General features: G+C 58.8%; 19 protein-coding genes. 4 read left to right on the top strand and 15 right to left on the bottom strand.

Annotation, left to right across the window (positions count from 1 at the left end; genetic code table 11):
• Positions 1-45: 45 nt before the first annotated feature.
• The gene (gene pabB / locus ACFCXQ_RS04205; protein WP_379553385.1) at positions 46-1899 is read right to left on the bottom strand and encodes an aminodeoxychorismate synthase component I; all 1854 of its coding nucleotides are present in this window, start codon (positions 1897-1899) and stop codon (positions 46-48) included.
• A gap of 106 nt (positions 1900-2005) precedes the next feature.
• Between pabB and ACFCXQ_RS04210 the strand changes: the two genes are divergently transcribed.
• Complete coding sequence (locus ACFCXQ_RS04210) at positions 2006-3580, top strand: helicase HerA-like domain-containing protein (RefSeq protein WP_379553386.1); 1575 nt, start codon at positions 2006-2008, stop codon at positions 3578-3580.
• A 154-nt stretch (positions 3581-3734) separates the two neighbouring features.
• Here ACFCXQ_RS04210 and ACFCXQ_RS04215 read toward each other — a convergent pair whose 3' ends face one another.
• The 8 genes from ACFCXQ_RS04215 to ACFCXQ_RS04250 form a co-directional block, all read right to left on the bottom strand.
• Positions 3735-4820: a glutathione S-transferase family protein gene (locus ACFCXQ_RS04215; protein ID WP_379553388.1), complete on the bottom strand. Its 1086-nt coding sequence runs from the start codon at positions 4818-4820 to the stop codon at positions 3735-3737.
• A 21-nt stretch (positions 4821-4841) separates the two neighbouring features.
• Positions 4842-6284, bottom strand: coding sequence for a sensor histidine kinase (locus ACFCXQ_RS04220; RefSeq protein WP_379553390.1), 1443 nt, complete (start codon positions 6282-6284; stop codon positions 4842-4844).
• 3 nt (positions 6285-6287) lie between these two features.
• Positions 6288-7037 (bottom strand): response regulator, encoded by a 750-nt coding sequence (locus ACFCXQ_RS04225; RefSeq protein WP_379553391.1) that lies wholly within the window; start codon positions 7035-7037, stop codon positions 6288-6290.
• Positions 7038-7090: 53 nt separating this feature from the next.
• The gene (locus ACFCXQ_RS04230; RefSeq protein WP_379553393.1) at positions 7091-7807 is read right to left on the bottom strand and encodes an EF-hand domain-containing protein; all 717 of its coding nucleotides are present in this window, start codon (positions 7805-7807) and stop codon (positions 7091-7093) included.
• A 245-nt stretch (positions 7808-8052) separates the two neighbouring features.
• Positions 8053-8451: a cupin domain-containing protein gene (locus ACFCXQ_RS04235; RefSeq protein ID WP_379553395.1), complete on the bottom strand. Its 399-nt coding sequence runs from the start codon at positions 8449-8451 to the stop codon at positions 8053-8055.
• Positions 8452-8465: 14 nt separating this feature from the next.
• A complete protein-coding gene (locus ACFCXQ_RS04240; protein ID WP_379553397.1) occupies positions 8466-8861 on the bottom strand; it encodes a VOC family protein in 396 nt (131 codons plus the stop codon).
• A 62-nt stretch (positions 8862-8923) separates the two neighbouring features.
• Positions 8924-10756 carry an aminopeptidase P family protein gene (locus ACFCXQ_RS04245; RefSeq protein ID WP_379553399.1) on the bottom strand — a complete coding sequence of 611 codons (1833 nt, stop codon included), beginning with the start codon at positions 10754-10756 and terminating at the stop codon, positions 8924-8926.
• 17 nt (positions 10757-10773) lie between these two features.
• The gene (locus ACFCXQ_RS04250) at positions 10774-10935 is read right to left on the bottom strand and encodes a hypothetical protein (protein WP_379553401.1); all 162 of its coding nucleotides are present in this window, start codon (positions 10933-10935) and stop codon (positions 10774-10776) included.
• On the opposite strand from ACFCXQ_RS04250, the gene ACFCXQ_RS04255 reads away from it, so the two are divergent.
• The 3 genes from ACFCXQ_RS04255 (at position 10917) to ACFCXQ_RS04265 (ending at position 15014) form a co-directional block, all read left to right on the top strand.
• Entirely contained in the window at positions 10917-13058 is a 2142-nt protein-coding gene (locus tag ACFCXQ_RS04255) for a S9 family peptidase (RefSeq protein ID WP_379553403.1), read from the top strand. The genes ACFCXQ_RS04250 and ACFCXQ_RS04255 overlap by 19 nt on opposite strands.
• 259 nt (positions 13059-13317) lie before the next feature.
• Entirely contained in the window at positions 13318-13743 is a 426-nt protein-coding gene (locus ACFCXQ_RS04260) for an acyl-CoA thioesterase (protein ID WP_379553405.1), read from the top strand.
• Positions 13743-15014 (top strand): NADH:flavin oxidoreductase/NADH oxidase family protein, encoded by a 1272-nt coding sequence (locus ACFCXQ_RS04265; protein ID WP_379554540.1) that lies wholly within the window; start codon positions 13743-13745, stop codon positions 15012-15014. Before ACFCXQ_RS04260 ends, ACFCXQ_RS04265 begins: the two co-directional genes overlap by 1 nt.
• Before the next feature lie 17 nt (positions 15015-15031).
• Here ACFCXQ_RS04265 and ACFCXQ_RS04270 read toward each other — a convergent pair whose 3' ends face one another.
• The 6 genes from ACFCXQ_RS04270 to ACFCXQ_RS04295 form a co-directional block, all read right to left on the bottom strand.
• Positions 15032-16774 (bottom strand): GGDEF domain-containing protein, encoded by a 1743-nt coding sequence (locus tag ACFCXQ_RS04270; RefSeq protein WP_379553407.1) that lies wholly within the window; start codon positions 16772-16774, stop codon positions 15032-15034.
• An 86-nt stretch (positions 16775-16860) separates the two neighbouring features.
• Positions 16861-17976, bottom strand: coding sequence for an alanine dehydrogenase (gene ald, locus ACFCXQ_RS04275; protein ID WP_379553409.1), 1116 nt, complete (start codon positions 17974-17976; stop codon positions 16861-16863).
• Between the two features lie 106 nt (positions 17977-18082).
• Positions 18083-19642 carry a DUF389 domain-containing protein gene (locus tag ACFCXQ_RS04280; protein ID WP_379553411.1) on the bottom strand — a complete coding sequence of 520 codons (1560 nt, stop codon included), beginning with the start codon at positions 19640-19642 and terminating at the stop codon, positions 18083-18085.
• A 53-nt stretch (positions 19643-19695) separates the two neighbouring features.
• Positions 19696-21372, bottom strand: a complete 1677-nt coding sequence (locus tag ACFCXQ_RS04285) for an SDR family NAD(P)-dependent oxidoreductase (RefSeq protein ID WP_379553413.1) — start codon at positions 21370-21372, stop codon at positions 19696-19698.
• Entirely contained in the window at positions 21330-21734 is a 405-nt protein-coding gene (locus ACFCXQ_RS04290; RefSeq protein WP_379553415.1) for a thiol-disulfide oxidoreductase DCC family protein, read from the bottom strand. The genes ACFCXQ_RS04285 and ACFCXQ_RS04290 overlap by 43 nt, the downstream gene beginning before the upstream one ends.
• Positions 21735-21784: 50 nt before the next feature.
• A complete protein-coding gene (locus ACFCXQ_RS04295; RefSeq protein WP_379553417.1) occupies positions 21785-24133 on the bottom strand; it encodes an FtsK/SpoIIIE family DNA translocase in 2349 nt (782 codons plus the stop codon).
• Positions 24134-24286: the final 153 nt, after the last annotated feature.

Below are 24286 nucleotides of genomic sequence, written 5' to 3' on the forward strand. Positions count from 1 at the left end.
CCCGGATCCTGCCGGGAGATAGTCCGGGTGGCGTAGGCAACAGCATCATATGAGTTTCGCTGGCATCACGCCGCGTAAGGAATTCGCGAGGGAAAAGCCATTAGCGAGATCGTCTACGCGCACTTCGGCTTCGCGGGCGGCCCCAGCAGTAAGCATGGCTTGACGTTGAATACCGGGCAAAAGGCCAAGGGCTGCGGCGGGAGTGCGCAAAGTGCCGTCCTCGGCCTGCACAAACACATTGGTGATCGTCCCCTCGGTCAGCAGGCCATCGGGCCGGACAAACAGCGCCTCATCCGCGCCATGCTGCTGCGCCACAGAGCGTGCGTCCTCGTAAAAGCCGCGGTCACTGGTCTTATGGCGTAGCCGCCAATCGCCTGGATCGACTGGAATGGGCAAAATTATGCACCGCGCGGGATCGCCCCAAGCGGGCGGCAAAGGCGCAGCTTCCAAAGCAATCTCGCCGCTGCGCGAGGCGACCAATCGCACACGTGCAGCATTGTCGAGATCAAAGCACAAGGCGTGCAATTGATTGCGCGCGGCATGCCGATCAAATGCAAACCCTAGCTCGAGCGCGCTCGCCTTCATCCTTTCCAAATGAAGCTCAAGATGGGCAATGCCGGTTTCCGGCTCAAAGCGCATCGTCTCAATCAGATCAAAGCCAGGCGCGGTTAGCGTATCGCTGCTCGCGCGGGCAAAGCTGCCTTTGACAATCGCCTCGCGCCATTCGGTTTGCTGGTCGCTATCGGCAACAATCGCCCCGCCCACGCCAAGCACGGCCTTGCCATTGCCGTTCTCGATTTCGGTGAGCCGTAGCGTGCGGATCGCGACGTTAAACGCCGCATCGGATCGGCCATCTTTATCGGGCGCATCAATTCGGCCAATCGCTCCGCAATAGGGACCGCGCGGGTCGCGCTCGACCTCAGTCAGCAGCTCCATAGCGCGAATTTTGGGGGCGCCCGTTATCGATCCGCAGGGGAACATCGCGCGCACCAAATCATGCGCGCCATGGCCCCCGCCCAGGTCGGCGCGCACCGTGCTGACCATTTGATGCACGGTAGGATAGCTCTCAATCTTGAACGGCTCATCAACCTGCACGCTGCCCGGCTCGGCCACCCGGCTTAGGTCATTGCGGAGCAGATCAACGATCATCAGGTTTTCGGCTTTGTCCTTTTCGGAACCCGCAAGCGCCTGCGCTAGCGCTTGATCCTCTGCCTCATCGCGACCGCGTGGCCGCGTGCCTTTCATGGGTTTGGCTTTCGCCTCGCCTTCTTTCAGCGACACAAACAGCTCTGGCGACAAGCTCAAGAGCCAATGCGAACCATCATAAATCAGCCCGCCATAACCCGCCTGCGCGGCTGGGCGCAGCGCGGCATAAAGCGCTAGCGGATCGCCGGAAAACGCTCCGGCCAGCGGCAAGGTCAGATTGGCTTGATAAATGTCGCCCGCGCGGATGGCTTCCTGAAGCGTATCGAAAGCCTGAATATAAGCGCCTTGCGAAATCGCAGGTTCCAGCGGCCCGACACGCGCATCCATGCGTGCATTTGGCCCGCCGCTTTGCTCGGCCAGCCATGCGCTCACCTCGCTTGCCGGGATCACTTGCGGCTCATCAAATAGGCCAAGCCACACCAGCGGGCCGTCTGCACCGGTGCGCGGATTCGCCAGGGGTGCGAGGCGTTCTTCCAACGCAAGGCCTGCTTCATACGCGATATATCCGGCCAAATGCGCGCCATGCTCCGCTTGAGCGGCGTCAGCTGCATGAAGAACGTCAGAAACCTGATCGGGGCGATGCGCGACAAAAATCTGACGCGGCTCGGAATAGAGCAGCGCGTCTGCCACGCTTGCATCGCCCGCCGCACTGCGCGCGTCATCAAGCAGGACTATTGCAGAACGTTCACCCATCACCGCTGCTCTTTAACTCTTGAAACGTCGCTGTCGAGCGGCTTGACCCTTGCATCCCGCTTCGCCACACCTTGAAGAGAGAATTTGGGAATTGCGGGAGCGAGTTTTGGACGACATCTTTATCGGCCTTGGGGGCAATGGCGAGAAGCAATATTTGCGGCTGGGGCAGGCCAATCGGCATGGATTGATCGCGGGCGCCACCGGCACTGGTAAGACTGTGACTTTGCAGGGTCTTGCGGAGAGTTTTTCGGCGCGCGGCGTGCCTGTATTTGTCGCCGATGTTAAAGGCGATTTGTCAGGCGTTTCCATGCCCGGAAGCGCTAGCTTCAAGCATGCCGATAAGCTCGAAGGGCGTGCCAAAGAGCTGGGCATGGATGACTATGGCTATTCCGACAATGCAGCAGTTTTTTGGGATCTTTATGGCGAGAAAGGCCACCCGATCCGCACCACTATTTCGGAGATGGGCCCGCTGCTACTCGCACGCTTACTCGATCTGAATGACACGCAAACCGGCGTGCTCAACATCGTGTTTCGCTTTGCTGATGATGAAGGCTTGCTGCTGCTTGACCTCGAGGATTTGCAAAGCATGCTCGCGCACACAGCCGAGAATGCGAAGGATCTTTCGGCCAAATATGGCAATGTGACCAAGGCGAGCATCGGCGCAATTCAGCGTCAATTGCTAAGCCTCGATAGTCAGGGCGTGGGGCAGTTCTTTGGCGAGCCTGCGCTGGAAATCGACGATTTCCTGGCCGTTGATGAGCAGGGACGCGGCATCGTCAATATTCTGGCGGCGGACAAATTGATGCGCAGTCCGAAACTCTATGCAACGTTCCTCTTGTGGCTGCTGGCGGAGTTGTTCGAGACGCTACCCGAGGTGGGTGACCCGGAGAAACCAAAGCTCGTCTTCTTCTTTGATGAAGCGCATTTGCTGTTCGATGACGCGCCCAAAGCGCTCGAAGATACGATTGAGCAGGTTGTTCGCCTGATCCGCTCAAAAGGCGTCGGCGTCTATTTCGTGACGCAGAACCCGATCGACATTCCAGAAGAAATCGCGGGTCAGCTGGGCAACCGTGTCCAGCATGCGCTGCGGGCCTTCACGCCGCGCGACAAACGCGCGATCAAGGCGGCAGCAGAAACCTTCCGCATCAATGAAGAGCTGGACGTCGAAGAGGCTATCACCGAACTAAAGGTGGGCGAAGCGCTCGTTTCGACGCTGCAAGAGGATGGCGCGCCTTCCGTGGTTCAGCGAACGCTTGTGAAGCCGCCGCGCTCTCGCCTTGGTCCCGTGACAGCGAAAGAGCGCGCGATCATCAATTCGGTCAGCCCGCATGACGGCAAATATGACGAGGCGGTTGACCGCGAAAGCGCAGAAGAAGTGCTCGCAGCAAAGGCCGTCGATGCGGCGGAAACTGCCAAAGAGGTCGAGGCTAAGGGCGAGGAGGAAGTGCGCAAGCGCCCTCGCAAAACCAAGTCCATGTGGGAGAAGGCGATGAGCCGCGGCGCGAAAGTTGCTGCTGGTTCTGCCGCCGCGATGGCCGCATCAGCCGTGCTGGGTAAGAAGTCGCGCGCTAACCCTATGCGCTCAGGTGTTACGTCGGTGGTGGGCTCCATCGCGACTGATCTTGGAGGGCCTATTGCGGGCCGGTTTGTGCGCAACCTTATCGGCGGTTTGATGCGGTAATATTTGGAGCCCCAGGCGCCGGCGCTCACCTCCGTTCGCTTGGCTATCTTCGCTCAAACGACCTGAAGGTCGGATCGCTGCGGGCGGGCAGTCGCCCTTGCGAACCCTGTGGGTTCGATCTCGCCGTATGAAATACTCGCCTGTTTCCTAAACCTCAATCTAAAGTAAGCTTGAATTTTTCGAACTTGAGCCGATTTGCGATCTCAAAACCGATCACTGCATCCCCGCCAATGCTGCGCAGCATTTCCTCGCATGATGTTTGCGCATCACCGGATAAGCCAGCCAGATAATCCAGCGCGCGCTGGAACATCCACAGGCTGAACGGCACGGCGATCCGCTGTCCGGTCACACCTTCTACTGTGAAGTCTGTCATGCCTACCGCACGCGGTAATTCCGCGCCGGGATTGGCTGCCGCCCATTCGCCGAGCATTTTTGCGACGTTCTCGAGATATGGCACTTGCTCGGCCATCATGCGCGCCAATATCGGCTCAAGCGTTGCGGGGATCGCATCGTCAGTCAGAAACTCGCCGGATTGTGGGGTCTTCACATCGACCATCCGGCGGACCCATTCGGCTACGCGCGGGGCAATCCGCTCCATAATCTCTCCCGACTTAGGATCGCGATAGAGGTGTGCGTAAAGCGGCCCGATCAGCCCTAGATCGCCGATTGATGGCCGAGTGCCGAGGAGAAACGGCTGCTGGGAAAAATGCGCATCAAGGTCCGCCAGCAAAGCCTCATAGCTTGCCTCAATCGCCGGAATGGTGGCTTCATTGATACCGAGCATCGGTACAAACCCGCGAAAAGTTGATCCGCGCTCTTTACCCGCCGCATGCTGCTCTTCTGGGGTTCCATCGGGCAGCGCCACCTTACCGAACTCGCCGTAGACCCAGTCTTCATTGTAGTTCCAACGATAGTGCATCGCCGGGATCACTAACCACTCATCGCCAAAACACTCCAGCAGGAGAGCCGCTAGTTTTTGCCGCGGTGTATCAGGGTAGACCGAGGGTCCGGATGCGGTCGCCTCATAGTGATCGATGATCAGCGTCGTGTCTTGCAGGATCGTGCCATCGGCCTGTTGCATCACCGGGATAACTGGCCTTCCAACATTGGGCACGATGATATCGCGGTAAATGTCCGGCGTTGAAAGCTGCTCGCGATAATCGACGCCCTTCCAATCGAGATAGGCGCGGGCCTTGCCCGAATAGAGCGAGAGCGGTGCGGCATAGAGTGTGTCTGTCATGCTCAGCCTTGTGCGCAGAGCTTAGCCTGCTGGCAAGCGGATTTCTGCGCGCAGCCCGAGCACTCTGCCGTCTTCTAAGCGGTTGCTTAGCACTAGCGATCCACCGTGCTGTTCAGCCACCGCGCGGGCAATCGTCAATCCTAGTCCCGCTCCGCCAGTTGTGCGGTTGCGGCTCGCTTCGCCGCGCGAAAAGGGCTCTAGCATCGCGTTGATCTCGTCCGCAGGAATACCCGGACCATCGTCCTCAACGACCAGAACAATATCAGTGCCATCGCGCTTTACGCTGACTCGTGCCGCACCGGCATAGCGCACCGCATTGGCGATGAGATTGCGCACGCCTCGTTTGAGCCATGTCAGGTGCACTGGCGCAACGGCGCGCACCGTGTCAGTCAGAGTCACATCCTTGCCGGTGTCTTCGAACTCTTCGACGATCGAGGCGGCCAGCGCAGAGAGCTCGGCGTGTTCTGCAGGTGTGTCGTTTCGACCTATGCGGGCAAGATCGAGAATTTCATCGAGCGTTCGCGTGATGTCCTCAATGGTATCGCTCATTTTGGTCCGCTGTTTCTCATCCGCAACGGACTCAATGCGTACTCGCAATGCGGCGAGCGGTGTTTTGAGATCATGACCGATCGCGCCGAGCATCACATCCTTCTCGTCCAGCATCGCTGTGATTCGCGCTTCCATCGCATTGTGCGCAGATGTCAGGCCAGCGACGTCTTGCGGCCCGCGCACGGGAAGAGGCTTAGAAGCAGCTCCGGTCACCGAGAATGCCTCCGTGCGTCCGCGAAGGTCGGCCAAGGGGCCGGTGATCCGACGTAGCATCAGGTAGAGGAGACCAAGCAAAACTACGAATAAAACGAGCGTCTGTAACGTGATCGCGCCGAGCCCCATGCCGTCTCGCTTGGGTATCGGTAGGCGCACGACCTGCCAAAGCTCGCTGCCTTCCCTGCGCAAACCGGCGACGAGCAGGCCGTGCGAGTTTTGGGCCCGTTCCAACAGACGCGGCGAGCGAAGCGCAGCAGCGCCCCAGTCCTCATCTTGCAGGATAGGTCGGATCGTTACCGCGACTTCCCCGACGTTGATCCCCTGAGCTGCGAGAAAATCGCTCAAGCGCTGTTCGCGTGCTGGATCGCGGCTTTCATCCGAGGCAACCGGGCTTTGCTCTGTTTCGGTGAAACGCAGTTTCCGCATGATCCGGCGCGGGATTCGATCGCCCTGCCTATCTGCACGTGGTCTCTCGCCGCCAAGGCGCGGCCCTCCTCTGCGTAGACCATCCCGGCCCAGACGCGGCGCCCTTGTCCCGCCCGTAACGAGCTGAAACGCAGCAGCATTGATTAGCGCGGCCTCGCGCCTATCCTGAGCGGCCTGATACAGAAGCGTTGCCGAAATCGCCTGAGCGACGAGCAAGGCCACGGCTGCGGCGAGCAAGGTTTGTCCCATCAGGCTTTTGGGTAGCAATCGCATGACTTAGAGATCGCCCTGCGCGGTGCGTGTCACATCGGCACCGAAGCGGTAGCCACCGCCGCGCACAGTTTGGATGAAATGCGGGTTGCGGCTATCGGTCTCGATCTTGCGCCTCAACCTGCTCACTTGATTGTCGACTGCACGGTCGAACAATTGCGCTTCGCGGCCCTGGACCAAATCGAGTAAACGGTCGCGGTCGAGCACTTGCTTTGGCGCTTCGCAGAACGCGCGCAACAGGCGGAACTCCGCAGTTGAGATAGAAATGATGGTGCCTTCTGGATCGGTCAGTCGGCGCTTGAGCGGATCGAGCGTCCATCCCTCAAACGTGTAAAGCGCGTCTTCGTTTGCACCTTCCGGTCCTGGCGCGTTCCCGCTTTTCTGCACGCGCCGCAATACCGAGCGAATGCGGGCGACCAATTCGCGCGGCTCGAACGGTTTGGTCACATAGTCATCCGCCCCGATTTCTAGACCGACAATTCTATCAGTCGCCTCGCCGCGAGCTGTCAGCAGGATGACCGGGATGTCGCGCGTCTCGACCAAATGGCGGCAGAGCGAGAGGCCATCTTCGCCCGGCATCATAATGTCGAGCAATACCAAATCAGGCGTCTCATTGACCAGATGGCTGCGCGCGGCGGCGGCGCTTTCTGCCTCTGCGACGACAAACCCCTGACCGGTGAGATACTCGGCCAGGGGCTCGCGCAATGTGGGCTCGTCATCGACCAGCAAGAGAGAGGTAGGCGCGGTATCAGTCATATTTTTCTAATCCCGCGCCTACGCGTTTTGTGTCTAGTGCCGCAAGGTCGGGCTTATATGCCCGAGCGTTCTTGGCGGCGCTGACCGCGACGCTCTTGACGCTGCTCGCGCATTTCGGCGCGGACCGCCTGGCGTTCTTCGCGAGTGATCTGTCCATCACTATTGGCGTCGGCTCGGGCGAAGCGCGCGGTCATAGCTGTGTCAAACTCTGCGCGGCTAATGGCGTTGTCACCATTGGTGTCGGCCCGGCGCAGCATCCGTTCCATGCGATTTCCACCACGACGGCCCTTGCGTGCGCCGCGCTCGCCGCGCTTCTCCTTTGCCATCGCGCGCCCGGCTTCGAGCTCGGCTTGCGAGACGCCGCCACTACCATCTGTGTCCAAGCGCGCGAAGCGTTCGGCCTGCTTGCCAGCGCGGCGTTCGCTGCGCTGCGCCCGGCGTGTTTCGCGGCGTTCAGCGCGCTCCGCCTGGCGCGCTTCGCGTGCTGCGGTCATTTCGCTCTGCGATAATTCGCCATCGCCATTGGTATCGGCCTTTGCAAAGCGTTCCGCCCGCTTCATCGCGCGGTCTTCAGAGTTTAGAACGCCGTCGCCATTGGCATCCATCCGGGCGAACATCGCGTCGGCATGAGTTCCGGCTTCGGCGCTGGTAACTACACCATCACCATTGGCGTCAGGGCCCTTTTTGTTGCCATGGCTATCGGCCAGAGCGGCGGTGCCGCCAATAAGAGCCAAAGCCGCTACGCTGAGAGGAAGGGTGAGTTTTTTCATTGTGTTTCTCCGTCAGGGTTTACTCGAGTTGCGGCAAGCCCTTGTGGCCTTTCGGGGCGGACTTCTGGGGGAGGGGAGGAATGACCGCCGCTCACCGCAACTCTTGGCATCTTTTCTAGAGAACCAGTGTCGCAGCATTATGCCGGGAACGGCCACAATTGTATCGCTTTGTATCAATACGAGAGGGCTGTTCATTGGCGCGCAATCAGCTCTCGCACTGGCCGTCGCGCGGTAAGATAGTGCACCTAACGCGGGCGCATCTGTGTACCTTCGCCCGCGGTGATGAAAATCGCAGTGGCCTCGTTCTCGACATCAGCGATATGCCACACGCCGGGTTCGTTAATGGCATAGTCGCCGGCCTCCAGCGTCACGGTTTCGCGCCGCCCATCAGGCCATTCCTGTGTGAGCGTCATGGAACCTGCGGTGCAGATCACGACCTCTTCGCCATGCGGGTGCATTTCCCACGTGTCCCAGCCTGCCGTGAAACTGTGTTCGCTGACGAGACGGCCTTCGCGCCCATCAGCGCCGTGCCGCGCGCCATATTGTTCGTACCATTCCACCCCGGAGAAAGGCGGCTGCGGCACGCAGGATGCGCCCAGCCCCAAGTGAATGAAACTTTCGCTTAGCCGCCTCTTTCCGTCCATGTACTGGTCCTTTGCTACTCTACCTTGTCCATCAGAAATGCGTTTAGCTTATTGCCATCCGGATCGCGGAAATAGCCAGCGTAGAACACCATGCCATTGGCATCGGGCTCTCCGCGCGGCCCGGGAGGTCCCTCATCGCTGCCGCCGTTTGCCAGCGCAATGTCATAGATCCGCTGGACCTGATCACGGTCCTTCGCCTCAAGCGCGACCATCACACCATTGCCCACTGTGGCCTCTTCGCCGTCAAAGGGCTTAGTCGCGGCGATACCGGGCGCGCCGTCCATATTGCCCCAAGCGATAAAGGTGTCGAATTCCATCATCCGCCCCACGCCCATTTCAGCGGCGATGGCGTCATAGAATTTGGCGGCACGCTCCAGATCATTGGTGCCCACGGTTACATAGCCCAGCATTGTATTTCTCCTTTTCCCGAGTCGCGTTCATTAATGAGAACAATACAGGAACATATGATTTCCTACAAGCTGGTACATTGCTCCTTGAGCCACGCCAGATCCTCGCCGTCCAATTGCGGCGAGAGGGTATTCCAAACCTTGGCATGATAGCGATCCCACCAGCCAATCTCCTCTTCGGTAAGTAGCGCTTTGTCGACTAGGCGCCGATCGAGCGGAACCAAAGTGAGCGTTTCAAAGCCGAGCCATTCGCCCTCTGCCCCTTCGATCTCCTCCTCGCGCGTCAGGACCAAATTCTCGATGCGAATGCCGAAATGGCCTTGCTTATAATAGCCGGGCTCATTCGAGAGGATCATGCCCGCTGCAAGCTCAGTTGAGGTGCCCGCAAAGGCGCCGCCGGGTTTGGAGATACGCTGCGGCCCCTCATGCACGGAGAGATACGCGCCGACCCCGTGCCCCGTGCCGTGGCCGTAGTCGACGCCCGCCTGCCACAAATGCATGCGCGCCAGCGTATCAAGCTGCCCGCCATTGGTGCCTACGGGGAAGCGCGCCATGGCGAGCTGAATATGCCCTTTAAGTACACGCGTATTGCGGTCGATCATCTCCGCTGTAGGTTGCGCGCTGCCATCCGCACTGTCGATCCATACGGTGCGCGTGATGTCTGTCGTGCCATCCAAATACTGCCCGCCCGAATCGCATAGGAAGATGCTGCCTGGCGGGATCGGAATATTGCTTTCCTCGTCCACCTTATAATGCGGCAAGGCGGCATGGCCTGCCGCAGCGCTGATCGTGTCGAAGCTGGTGTCTTTGAGGTCCGCGCTAAGCCCGCGGAATTCGCGCAATTTGGCCGCTGCGGATAACTCATCGACCGTGCCCTTGGGTGCTTCAAGGCTAAGCCAGCGCAGGAACCGCGCCACAGCCGCACCGTCGCGAGCCTGCGCATCGCGGTGGCCCTGTTGTTCGGCAGGGTTCTTGATTGCTTTGGCAAGCACTGTTGGATCGTCCGCGCGCACCACTTTCGCGCCCGCTGCGGCGAGCGCATGGAACACGCCTGCGACCGCATGGCCGGGATCAACCGCGACCGCTTTGCCTGCCATGCCGCGAAGCGCGGGCACAAAATCGGCACGATCCCGAATGCTCACCGCATTGCCAAGATGTTTGGTCAATTCCGGCGTGACCTTTTCAGACGCGATAAAGAGCTCTGCCGTGCCATCGGCATGGGCGACCACATAGCTTAGCGCGACCGGCGTATTCGCTACATCGGCCCCGCGCATATTGAGCAGCCATGCCACCGAATCGAGCGCGCAAATGACGGTCGCATCATGGCCCTCATCTTTAAGCCAATCTACGATTTCCGCGCGTTTATCGGCGCTGGAGCGGCCCGCATGTGTGTCGTCATGCGGCACGGCAATAGCGCCTGACGGCGAAGGTTGATCAGCCCACACCGCATCAATCAGATTGCTTTCCACGGCGACCAGTTCTGCGCCTTTTGCTTTTAGAGCCGCGCCAAGGCTTTCTGCCCAGCCAATCGGATGGAGCCATGCGTCATAACCGATACGCATGCCTTCTTGTGCATGCTCAGCGAGCCACTTTGCCGGGCTGTTCGCGGGCACATCTTCATAGTCGAACAGCTCGCCGCTCACCTGCTCGCGCACTTGTACAGTGTAGCGGCCATCGGTGAAAATTGCCGCACCATTTCCCTCTTGCGGTTCGGACAAAACTGCTGCGCTCCCCGCACTGCCGCCAAAACCCGTCAGCCATTCGAGCCGCTGCGCATAGTCGCCGACATATTCGCTCATATGTTCATCGCAAATCGGAATGACAAAGCCGTCGAGTTTTTGCTTTTTGAGCTCGCGGCGCAACGCGTCGAGCCGGGCTTCATGTGTGTGCATCAACATCGCTTCATGTGTCCTTTTTATCCGTGCTCATCGCTTGCTGAACGACTCGGCGCTTGCGGCGGTCCTGCGCGCCGCATAAGCATGGTGTGACCGTACACTTTGAGCGCATCGCTTTCCAGCCAGATACGCTCATCCCGATCAGCAGGAGCGCTGTAGCCCCATGCGCATAGCTTTTTCATCAATCATTGCCGGCGCGGCGTTCGCGCTTGCGGCTCCCGTAATAGCTCAGGAAACATCTGTGACCACACCAACATCGCCGCCCGTCGCTGAAAAGCGCGACCATTCCTTTACGCATCATGGGATCACCATTTCTGACCCTTATAACTGGCTGGAAGACAAGGGATATCCCGAGATCGACGATGAGGATGTGCTGGAGCATCTGAAGGCAGAAAACGCCTGGTTCGAGGCGCAAATGAAGCCGCATCAGGGGCTGGTTGATGAACTGTTTGAGGAGATGAAAGCGCGGATCAAGGAAGACGATTCGACCGTGCCTCAGCGGTATGGAGAGTTTCTCTATTGGTCCGAGTTCGAAGAGGGCGCGGAGTACCGCAAGCATTATCGGCGCCCCTTGGCAGGCGGTGATGCGCAGCTGATCCTCGATGAGAATGAGCTGGCCGAGGGCCATGAATATTTCCGCCTCGGCGCTTTCTCGATCAGCAAGAATGGCCGCATGCTGGCCTATTCAACCGATACCAGCGGTGCAGAGCGGTACAACGCCGTGGTCAAAGACTTGACGACGGGCGAGCTGCTGCCCGATGTAATTGAGGGCATTCGCACCGGCCTCACTTGGGTGATGAATGACAGCGCTCTGGTTTACGGGCTTGCGGATGAAAACTGGCGCACCAAAGCCGCCAGCCTGCATGTGCTCGGTACCCCTGTGGCTAACGATGTGGAAATCTATCGCGAGGGCGAGGATGACGGCTTTAATGTCGGGCACGGCCTGTCCGCGCAGGATGATTGGCTAATCATTGCCACCGGCGACAATGAGACAAGCGAAGTGCGGATTGTCCCAGCGGACAATCCCACGGGCGAGCAAATCCTGATCAAGCCGCGCGTAAAAGGCGTCGAATATAATATCGATATTCGCGATGATCTGGTCTGGATCCACACCAATGACGATCACGTGAACTTCCGACTTGCAGTAGCTACCGTTTTCCACCCGGATGACTGGAGCACTGTCATTCCCGGATCGGACGAATTTTACCTTACAGACTTTGATCTGTTCAAGGATTTCTACGTCACCGAAGGGCGGCTGGCTGGCCTCGATCAGGTGCAAATCCGCGACTATGAGAATACGGGCAAAGTGACACCGATTGCCTTCCCCGAGGCGAGCTATGTGGCGGGGCTTTCGAACAATCCTGAGTACGATCAGAGCAAGCTGCGTCTTTCCTATGAAAGCATGGTCACGCCAGACTCGGTCTATGATTACGACGTTGCGAGCGCTGAGCTGGAGCTGCTCAAGCAGCAGGAAATCCCGAGCGGCTATGATCCCTCGCTTTACACAACCGAGCGCCTGATGGTGACGGCGCGCGACGGGACCGAGGTTCCAGTCAGTGTGGTGATGCGCAAGGACCGGCCAAAAGGGCCCGGACCGCTGCATCTTTATGCTTACGGCGCGTATGGTTTTGCCTATCCACCGAACTTCTCAACCACGCGGTTGAGCCTGGTGGATCGCGGCTATGCCTATGCGATTGCGCATGTACGCGGCGGCGATGATCTGGGCCGCAATTGGTATCTCCAAGGCAAGCTCAATGAGCGGTGGAACACCTTCACTGACTTCAGCGATGTGGCCAAAGGCCTGATTGAGCAGGGCTACACCGCCAAGGGTCAGATTAGCGCGAGCGGCGGTTCGGCTGGCGGTGAGCTGATGGGCGTTGTGCTTAATACTGATCCCGATCTGTGGGGCGCGGTTGTGGCGCATGTGCCATTCGTCGATGTGATCAACACCATGGTCAATGAGGACCTGCCGCTGACGCCGGGCGAATGGCCCGAATGGGGCAACCCGATCACCGACAAGCGCGCCTTTGCCTACATCCTTAGCTATTCGCCTTATGATCAGGTGGTGGCTCAGGATTATCCGCCGATATTGGTGACGGCGGGCCTCAATGATCCGCGTGTGACATACTGGGAGCCTGCGAAGTGGGTCGCCAAGCTGCGTGAGTACAAGACAGACGACAACACGCTGCTGCTCAAGACCAATATGGGTGCGGGGCATGGCGGGAAATCGGGCCGTTTCGCCAGCATCTATGAAGTGGCCGAGGAGTTTGCTTTTATCCTGACGCAGATGGGTGCTGGGGAGTGAATTCTAAAGCCATTGGCTGGACTGGAATTGGCGCGCTGAGCTGTGCGGTCTTTTCCCTGGTTGTGATAATATCGTTCTTCACGGTTCAATCCGAAGCGATATTGACGACCTTTCCGGTTCAGCTGATCGGGCTGTTGTTGTTGTCGATTTCACTCTTTGCCTCTCGGCGCTGGTGGTTGCTGATCGCCTTGCCGCCATTGCTTTATCCCTTGGGGCTATGGACCTTGCTACTCTACTCATGCCTTCAAGGTGACTGCCTTTGAGCAAGCCATACACACAAACATTCACGGCTGAGGCGCGGCACATCGACGAGATGGGCCACGTCAACAATTCGGTGTGGGTACAATGGATACAGGATATGGCGACCGCGCATTGGAATGTGGTGGCTGATCCTGCGCATGTTGAGGAGTTCATCTGGCTCGTTGTCCGGCACGAGATCGACTATCGCGGTAACATTGCTGAGGGTGACAGCGTGACCGGTGAGACCTGGATTGAGGGAAGCCCTCGCGGCGCAAAGTCCATCCGCCGGGTCGACTTTAGGGACGTGTCTGGCAAAGTGATCGTCTCCGCCGCGACCACTTGGGCTATGCTCAACCGTGAAACCCAGCGGCCGGCCCGTGTCCGCCCAGAAGTCCTAGCGCCGTTCCAAATCACTTCAGATCAAAAGTTCGATGGAGATTCATAATCGCAACCTCGCCTCTTTTTGAGCCACTCACCCTGCCAAATGGCACCACGCTGCCGAACCGCATTTGCAAGGCAGCGATGGAGGAGAACCTTGGCGTTCAACCCGGCCAATATCCGGGTGACAAGCTGTTCAATCTCTATGATGCTTGGGCGAAAGGCGGCACGGGGCTAATCCTGTCTGGCAATGTTATGGTCGACCCAAGCGCGCTGACCGGGCCGGGCGGCGTTGTGCTGGAGAAAGGCACGGACCTTACCCCTTTCAGGAAGTGGGCCGAGATCGGCAAAGCGGGTGGCGGGCAGTTCTGGCTGCAAATCAGCCATCCGGGACGTCAGCTATATAAGAGCATGGGTGAAACCGCGGTTTCGCCTTCCGATGTCGCGCTTGATCTGGGTAAGTTCTCTTCGCTTTTCGCGCCAGTGCGGGGACTGAACAAAAATGAGATTGAGCGGCTCATTGTGCGGTTCGCCGACACTGCTTTCGCGGCTCAAGAAGCGGGCTTTGATGGTGTGCAGATTCACGGCGCGCATGGCTATCTTGTCAGTCAGTTTCTATCACCGCTTACCAATCACAGGACGGACCAATGGGGCGGCGGGCTTGAGAACCGGGCGCGTTTCCTACTCGCGATTGTCGAGCTAGTTCGCCAGACCGTGAGGTCTGATTTTGGTGTCGGCATCAAACTGAATTCGGCGGATTTTCAGCGCGGCGGGTTCGACTTTGATGATGCGCGGCAGGTCGTTGAATGGCTTAATGCCAAGGGCGTTGATTTCGTGGAACTCTCAGGCGGCAGTTACGAAAGCCCAGCCATGCAGGGTAATGCGGCTGATGCAAGCGGAGGCACTGCGTCGTCCACGGTCCAGCGCGAGGCCTATTTTATCGACTTCGCCCGCGATATCGCGCAGGTTGCCGAAATGCCGATCATGGTGACCGGCGGCATCACGCGCCTGGAAACAGCTGAGGCGGCTTTGGCGCAGGATGAGCAAGGCTTTGGCGTTTCTATTCTGGGCATTGCGCGCGCGCTTGCCGCAGAGCCAGCCTTGCCGCAGCTCTGGCACAAGGGGCAAAGCGCAGATGTGGCGCTGCCTGAAGTAGGCTGGTCCAACGGCGCGCTCAAGGGGCTGGCGACCATGGCGCTCACTAAGGCGCAGTTGGAGCGGATGGCGGATGGCAAGACGCCGGGCGACGGCGGATCACCGCTTGCCGCTTTGCTTGCCGATCAATGGCGGGCGACGCGCCGCGCCAAGAAGTATCGCAAATGGCGGGCAGCGGGCTAAGCTCGCGACGTGCTAGCTCAGGCTGCTCGAGCTGAGGCCGCTTCTGCTTTTGCCGAGACGCCCTCTCCCCTGTCAGAGAAAAGGGTAAGGCGCTCATGGACGGAGCGATTGCGGCCGGCCGCCTTTGCCTCATAGAGAAGCGTGTCAGCCCGCTTATATAGGTCATCGAGTGTCATGCGCACATACGCATCGGCAGGCGAGATGATCACGCCCATGCTCGCAGTGACAACACTCTCCAGCCCGGCTACATCGCTGGCTACGCGGCGGCTAATCGCTGTGCGCAAGTTCTCTATTCGCTCTAGCCCCTTGGGGCCGCGCAAAAGAAGCAGAAACTCTTCGCCTCCCATGCGGAACGCCACTGTGTCGCGGCCCGGCTCTGAATTGAGCGCTGCGCCAGTGGCCACCAGAACATCATCGCCAATTGCGTGGCCGAAGCGGTCATTGATTTTTTTGAATTCATCAAGATCGAGCAGTGCGAAGGTGTTGAAACCTTGTGCCTGAAGCTCTTCAAAACGGTTATCGAGCCCGCGGCGGTTCATCAATCCCGTCATTGGGTCCCTGACTGACAAGGTGCCCATTTCATTGGCAATGAGGCGCGCATTATCGCGCTCACGTCGCAGCGCTATGAACCGATCGGCCACGCCTATCGCAGTAATCGCGGTTTCGCTGACTACGCCGATGTAGAATAGGGGAAGTGCGTCGGTCGGGATGCCCCAGGGGGTAAGGAAGCTCACAATTTGGATTGAGAAGGCAAATATCAGCGGGATCCATCCTGCCATTTGAAAGCGGATCGCTCGGCTTCCGCGCCGCCAAGCATCAACCAGCACCATGATGAACAGACCCAGCACAGGGATCATCGCTAAGGTATGAAAAGTCCCGCCGAGTGGTGCGAGAAAATCAAACCGAGCTGCGTGAATAACAGACGCAGCAAAGCACCAAAGGCCCATGAACGGCAGTGCTTTGCGCAGAGCCGGATGGAGCTTGTCCTGCTCAACGAAGCTCTGCGTGAAGAGCGACGCCATCAAGCCAGCGACCCCTAGTGCGATAACGAGCGTAGCGCGCCAACTGGCGATGGAGAGATCGAGGAATTCGACTGCCAGACCGGACCGGAAGAACACCAGCGCTGCAAATGACAAGGACAAGGCGGCGTGCCAGATGAGGAAATTCTGCTTGAGCGCAGTCCAGAAGGCCAGGTCAAAGAGCAAGGGTGACAGCATCAGGCCGACTAGAATGGCAAAGCCGAACATGAGTGCGGAATGATCTGATGAGAGCGTAGGGTCGCTATCGAGAAGCTCCGCCTGAAGCAGCGTGGCATCGTGGCGCGGCTCGTCAAAAATGACAAAGAGAGCCTGCGCGTTTTCGCTCGTGGGAGGCAGCTCTGCGAGAAATGCAGGCCGCCCTGAAGTCAGCCTAACGCTCGCCTCGTCATAATTTCGCACTTCTACCTCACCATCTGCATCGACGATTGCGATGGTGAGCTTTGCAAAGTGACCAAGACGGGTCTGAAGGAAACGCGCTGAGCGCTGACCGGGATTGGCGAGGTCAAAGCGGAGAACAGTTTGGGGCTGCGCGATATTGAGCGCATTCTTTTGGCACAGCATCAGATGCCGGTTGCTGACAATCTCTGTGACTGACAGCGCTGCGGCGAGCGAGGTCACACAGTCAGCTCTCTGAGCGTCTTTGGCAGCAGCAGGTGCCTGCGCGAAAAGGCACAGCAAAGCCGCCGCTAACAAAGCCACACTGAATGAGATGCCCCTCATACAGATGGCCCTACGTGGTGACCCTTATCGAACGGTTAAAAGTATTTTACATTTGTCGAAGAATTGGAGCGGCGTGTAACCCCGTGTTAAGCAATAACTTCTTCAGTTGACTTAAAGTTATAGCCGAGTTCTTCTGCGACGGCCTGATATGTAACATGGCCAGCATGTACATTGAGGCCCTCCGCCAGATGCGGATCGCGTCGTAGTGCCTCTTTCCAGCCATGGCGGGCAATGCGCAAAGCGTGCGGCAAAGTCACATTGTTGAGCGCATAAGTGCTGGTTCGGGCGACCGCGCCGGGCATATTCGCTACGCAATAGTGGACGATATCATCCACCACATAAGTTGGCTCAGCATGTGTGGTTGGCTTTGAGGTTTCAAAGCAGCCACCCTGATCAATCGCCACGTCAACCAGCACTGCGCCCGGCTTCATTTGAGACAGCATCTCGCGTGAGATCAGCTTGGGTGCGGCCGCGCCGGGAATGAGCACTGCGCCGATCACCAGATCGGCCTGCGCGACCGCATCTTCCAGGTTTGTGCGGTTGGAAAAGCGGGTGCTGGCGCGCGCTTCAAAGAAAGTGCCGACCTTTTCCAAGACCTCAGGATCACGGTCGAGGATCTCCACATCGCCGCCAAGACCCACCGCCATTTGTGCCGCGTTGAAACCGACTACACCGCCGCCGATGACCACGACTTTGCCGGGCAGAACGCCGGGGACACCGCCGATCAATACGCCGCGTCCGCCATGCGCTTTTTCCAGTGCGGTTGCACCGGCCTGAATGCTCATCCGGCCCGCCACTTGACTCATCGGCTTAAGCAGCGGCAGAGCGCCGCGCGGACCAGTGACAGTTTCATATGCAATCGCTGTGACGCCCGATTTGACCAGATCTGCGGTCTGTTCTGGGTCCGGGGCTAGGTGCAGATAGGTATAAAGGACTTGCGCCTCGCGGAGCATCGCACGCTCGCCTGCCTGAGGCTCTTTGACCTTCACCACCATTTCGCACTGCGCGAAAATCTCTTCCGGGCCGCTGACAATATTCGCGCCCGCCGCCTCATATTCTGCGTCCGTTGCGCCAATGCCGAGGCCAGCGCCGCTCTCGATTGAGACGCTATTGCCCTGATGAACCAGCTCGCGTGCACTCTCTGGCGTTAAGCCAACGCGGTATTCGTGATTTTTGATCTCTTTGGGGCAGCCGACATGCATGGGGGATCTCCTCTGGGGGTGGTCAAGCCGTTACAATTGAAACCAGTGCAGGACAAGCCCGTCTGATATCAAATTCATCTACTGCAATGATGTGGTTTGCGCAGGTCTACTGAGTAGACCAGCGCGCCGTAACAACGTCGGTATTATTGCGAGTACTTGATACCGTTTCGCCGCTGGCCGCGACGCCAGCTTCTGTCAGGCTCTGCACGATGGCACTGGTGGCCTCATCAGCGCCGCTTAGTACAATGGGAATGCCCGTCCGGCTTGCGGCCCAGCTGACCAGCTCCAGCTGGGCTTTGCCTGCCTCGCTCGGCCCGTCCTCACCAAGTTCAATATTCGGCAATCCTAAAATCGGCGGGCGGAGGCGAATTTCCCAGTCGGGCGCTTGCGCTGCGGCCCGCATTTCGAGGGCTCGATACCCGGCTAGGCTGAGCCCATCGAGCGGTTTTGCGCTGACCAGAGCACGCCTGTTTTCACGGTCGATTGTAACATCGCTTGGCGGCACACCTGAAATAAGCGCGAGCCTTTCAGTGAGGCTGGCGACTTGTTGTTCAGCGGCGGCGGCTTGCTGCTGCTCGCGCGCCCGGGCAAGCTGAGCCTGCTCTGCTGCACCGGGGTCAGTGCCAACGCGGAACTGATTGATGGTCACGGCCACATCTTCGCCAAGATTATTGGTCAACCTGCGTCTGATCTGCTCGTCTGCATCGCTTTCAAACTCAGGGGTATAGACATATGCGCTGATTTGGATTGGGTCGGCATCCCAGTCAATCACCGGTTGCTCGACGCGGGCGAGTGGGTCAAAACTATCCTCAATCACCGAGTTTACAATGCGCTGTCCGTTCGCCTCGCGCGCGATTTGCGTCAGCGAAATGCCTAGCGGGATGGCTAGGAGCACAAATGTCAGCAGGATGCCTGCGCTCTCCGTCATGCCATGTTGGGCGGAGCGTTTATAGCGGAAGCCATAGAGCCGGGCCATGACCGTCGCGGTCAGCGCGATGGTGAGCAGGTTGGTGACATAGAGCAACAGCGCCCCGCCGAAGACGGTCATGTTGAAGGTCGCGAGGCCATAGCCCACCACGGCAAGCGGCGGCATCAAGGCGGTGGCGATCGCCACGCCCACAATCGTACCTTCACGCCCGCGGATCATCGCATAGCTACCTGCTAGCGAGGAGAACAGCGCAACCAGCAAGTCGAATAAATTGGGCCGGGTCCGCGCGGCAATCTCGTCCGTCACGGTTTGCAGCGGAGAGAGCCACACAATTGCAGCGGTGAAGAGGATCGACACGACCGTCCCGATCAGAATGGCGCGCGCGCACAGCCGTAGCCATTTGAACTTGCCCTCTGCCAAGGCAAAGCCCGCGCCCAAGATCGGCCCCATGAGCGGTGAGAGCAACATCGCGCCGATGACCACGGCTGGCGAGGACAGAAGCAGACCCAAAACGGCGATACCGGCAGACATGCAGGTCATGAAAAGGTAGCGTGCGGTGGTGGAGCTCTCCTCAGCGATGCGCAGCAGAACTTTCGAGTGGTTGATGTCGGCCGCGACTTCGCCAGACCACCAATCGCGCACGATAGCTGCTATGCTCTGCACCGGACGCGCGGTATCGATCGCTGCCGGTTTAACCGGCTCTGCTGGCGCTGTCTGCTTGTCCCCCTGAGTCGTCATTATGTTGTTTTAGAGGGGTTTTGCTTCGTAGTCGCGGGGAAAATTTTAGTGGGCTAGATTTGTGCGCTGCTGCAAGGTTTCAGCGAACCGCGATAGTGCACGATGTCGCCGATGAGCGGCAACGCGATTGCAACATCAAATACAAAGACACCGTCTTCCGCCGTCTCTGTTGCAACGGTTTTGGGCGCGAGAAAGAGTGGAAGTGATATGCCAAACGCACTCCACCCGACCATCATCATTTTCAACCCGCATGCATCGCTCGGCAACTCAAATTGAAACCTCAGTGGGCCGAAACGTTCGACGAGCTTACCGTCTTTCTCGCTTAACTCGCTTCGGAATGTCGCCCCAGCAAAGTCGCGTTCCCAGGTTTCACGGCCATCGTCTTCGCGAAAGCTAACATGCAGATCATGCTCGCCCGCCTTGGGAAAGCGCATGATCGCGGCGACAAGCTGTGCCAATGGGTTACGTCCACGAGTGACGGTCGCGCTGCCCGATGCGCCCCCGTCCCCGCACACCTCATGCATGGTTCTCACGGGTTTAGGCAGGCAGTAAAAGCTGGCGCCCATCACGCGTTTATATAGCGGCTCGTATGCGGTGCGGGTTGTGTTAGTCTCGATCTCAAGTTCTTCGAAATGCGGCGCGAAGTCGTTCAGAGACAGTTCTTCGGCTGCATGCCGCGCACCAGATTTGAGCGTGCCTTTCGACACAGTGCGCGCGAGCAATTGGGCGGCCATAACAGGAATTTCTGGGCCGCGACCCTCGGTTGCGATTAACTCCCAGCGTCGTTTCTCAAATCTGTCCGGAGTTAGTCCATGAACGTCTACGGTCATGAAGCTCGTGCCGCTGGAAAATGGCCGAGTAAGTGATTGCAAGGGCAGTAGAACCCTGCGCATTGCGGTAAGCGATTTGAGCAAGCCCCAGCGCACTGGCCAGCTCAAAAACCACAATGTCCAGACCTGAAAGCCGAATTCAGACCCAGCGTTAAAGGATGTCGCTGGATGTCCTTTGAGAGCCTGCGGTACGATGTCGAGATCGGGTACATCGGCTGATGATAAAAGGCGCGAGGTGCGCTTGCCATGCTGGTCGCAGACAGAAGCGCGCCTGACATTCTGCCAGCCATAGGTTTTACGCCATCTGCGTCCTTGCCAGATCGCGAGGGGTTGTCCGACATAAGACAGGATAGCGCTCGCGACCGAAGTCCCGGCGGTGGACTTGTCCGACGCGCTGATTGCCATATCCACGCGGGTCACTTCGCTCAGGCCTTCGGTCAGTTCACGTAGAACCGCACCAGACAAGGCTGGGACACTGGACGCCCCTGATACGACAGCCACACCTGCTTTTTCGGTGATTGAATTGAGTTCTGTGATGCCTGTTACGAATGCGCGCGCGTCAGCGAGATCGAGATAGTGAATGCCCTGCGCGATACATGCCTGCGCGACGCGGTAATCGCTATTTTGAAATGGTCCGGCTGCGTCGATAAGCAGCATGGGCGAGAGGCTCGCGAGTGCCGCCTCAACATCGCCTTCCCGATCAAATATGGTCGGCACCCCCGATGTGATCGTCGCGGCAAGAGCCTCTGCCTTGGCAAGGTTGCGCCCTGCGATGATTACGTGCCACCCATCCTCGGCCAGCCTGCGGCTAAGCCTCGCGCCGAAACCGCCATAGCCGCCAATGACCAGAACCGATTTCACAGCAATCTGTCGCGCATATGCTCCGGCGGTAGCCAGCACGTCTCGCGCTTGCCGAAGATCTTATAGCGGTTGCGGGCGATCAGCAGATAGATCGGGTCGCGCAGCGCGCGCGGGATTATGCGGGCAATACCGGCGATTTTCCACGGCCAGCCAAGCCCTTCGTAAATCGACAGGACCGCATCGCTATCGCGCTTGGCCGTCTCGCCCTCGACCACGATAATGGTGTCGGGATCGCTGGGGTCAATGCCAAATTTGCGGAACAGCGCGGCGCCAACTTCGCTTTGCATAGAGGCGAGGCGGAAACGCGCACTGCGATCGAATTTCAGCACGAACCGTGCATTGTAAGAACACAGCACGCATTCCGCGTCGAACAGGATTATTGGGTGCGGTGTTTCGGCCATAATCAGCTTCCTAACCCAGCAGCATGACCCGATAGCTAAATCTGCTTAGCCTACATCGGGTTCCCATCGCGGTCGCGGAAGATCTCGCGGCGGCCCACATGGTCAGCCGGGCCGACCAGCCCTTCGCCTTCCATGCGCTCGATCCATTTCGCCGCAGTATTATAGCCCACGCCCATTTGCCGCTGGAGCCATGAGCCGGATGCCTTCTGGTTCTCAAACACAATCTGGCAGGCCTGGCGATATTTGCGCTCTTCCGGATCATCCGAAGCGGTAAACTCATCCTCGAAGTCAAAGCCGCCGCCCTCAGGCTCTTCCGTGACGGCATCGACATAGTCGGGCTTGCCCTGAGCGCGCCAATGGTCGGCCACTTGCTCGACTTCTTCATCTGAAACGAACGGTCCGTGCACACGCACCATCGCGCCGGTGTTGGGCTTATAGAGCATGTCGCCTTTGCCCAGGAGCTGCTCGGCGCCTTGCTCGCCCAGAATGGTCCGGCTGTCGATCCGGCTGGTCACTTTGAAGCTGATCCGGGTGGGCAAGTTCGCTTTGATAACGCCGGTGATGACATCGACGGAAGGCCGCTGCGTCGCCATGATCAGGTGAATGCCGGCCGCGCGCGATTTTTGGCTGAGACGCTGGATCAGTACCTCGATTTCTTTGCCAACCGTGACCATCAAATCCGCGAGCTCATCCACGATCAGCACAATCAGCGGCAGCACTTCATAATCGAGCTGCTCTTCCTCATACAGCTCCTCTCCCGTGTCGGGATCGAAGCCGGTTTGCACGCGGCGGCCGAGCGGTTTGCCTTTGGCAATCGCGCTGCGCACTTTGTCGTTAAAGCCGCCGATATTGCGCGAGTTGACCGAAGACATCATCCGATACCGCCGCTCCATCTCCTCAACCGCCCATTTCAATGCGCGCACGGATTTATGCGGCTCAGTCACCACTGGGCTGAGCAGGTGCGGGATGTCGTCATAAGTCTTGAGTTCAAGCACCTTGGGATCGATCAGGATCAGGCGGCATTCGGTTGGCGTGAACCGGTAAAGCAGTGATAGCAGGATTGCGTTGAGACCTACCGATTTACCCGAGCCGGTCGTACCCGCGACCAGCAAATGCGGCATCGCGGCAAGGTCGGCGATGATCGGCTCGCCGCCAATATCCTTGCCCAGAATGATCGGCAGATTGCCCTTGTGATCGGCAAAGTCCGCGCTGCTTGCAAGTTCCCGGTAATTGACCATTTGCCGGTCGGCATTGGGCAGCTCTATGCCCATCACCGTGCGGCCCGGAATGGGGGAGACCCGCGCGCTGATCGCACTCATATTGCGGGCAATGTCTTCCGCGAGGCCGATCACGCGGCTGGCCTTGATGCCCGGCGCAGGTTCCAGCTCATACATGGTGACAACGGGCCCCGCGCGCACGGCGGTGATTTCACCCTTTACGTTAAAGTCATCCAGCACGTTTTCGAGCAATCGAGCGTTGCGCTCCAGCGCGAGTTTATCGAGCTTGGGTGCTTCGTCTGCCTGACCCTCGGCCAACAGTTCGAGGCTGGGCAGGTCATATTCGGCGAACATATCGCGCTGTTTTGCTTTGGTGGGCTTGGCCTTGCGCGGCGCGGCGGTTGGGTCGGAAATCTCCGGCGGACGGCGATTGTCGCGTGTTTCGGCAATCGTTTCAGCAGCCTTTTCGGCGCGTTCCTTGCTGGCCTCTTTGCGGGGCAGCTTGATCAGATCATCGTCATCATTGTCACCGGCAACATCTGCGCCTCTCCCGCGCTTTAGGAAGTCAGGCAGGGTTAGGAATTGCCGCCAGTCAATCGCAAAGACGCGTGTGACCAGAGCCAGCCCGCTGCACATGCTCACCAAAGCAATGCCGCCGATAATCCATCCGCTTAGGGCCTCGCCAAAGCGCGCGGCAACCGCTTCGATTGCGCCCGCGCCCAGCAAGCCTATGAGGCCGCCAAGACCCGCAGGCAATGCTCCGCCAGCCTCCTCAAAAACGAGCGATAAAACGCTCGCGATGAGCGCGATGGCGAGCAGCAGTAAACCGAATGGACGCCACCATGCGCTGGGTACTTCGTCCTCGTCTTCTGTTTCAACATCGCGCCATAATCGGCGTGCCGAGATATAGAGCAGGGGCAAAAGCAGGATTGCGGAAATGCCGAAGAAATAGAACGCGCGTTCACTTGCCCAAGCACCGCTTGCACCCATCCAATTGGCGATTTCAGTTCCGGCCGCAGCGGTTGAGGGGCTGGGGTCAGTCTGAGTATAGCTGGCGAGCGACAAGGTAAGAAAAAGCGTCGCCAGCGCCAGCACCCCCGCGCCCACCATTTGCAACGCGCGGCGCAGCGAGCGGCGAAATGCTGCTTTCCAATCTGGAGATTTTGCTGCGCGCGACGCCATAGCCGTTCTAAACCTTACTTGTGACCTGCGGTGACCCGCGGTGTCTGTATAGTGCAATACACCATGAATCTTTGGGGACTCGCGGTCAAGTTAAGAGAGGGTGTTTGAGCAAAACCCAAGCCGCCCGCGCCCTCCACCCTTCCACCCGGAGCC

Origin of the sequence: Qipengyuania rhodophyticola (genome assembly GCF_042493225.1) — a bacterium.
Classification (GTDB): domain Bacteria; phylum Pseudomonadota; class Alphaproteobacteria; order Sphingomonadales; family Sphingomonadaceae; genus Erythrobacter.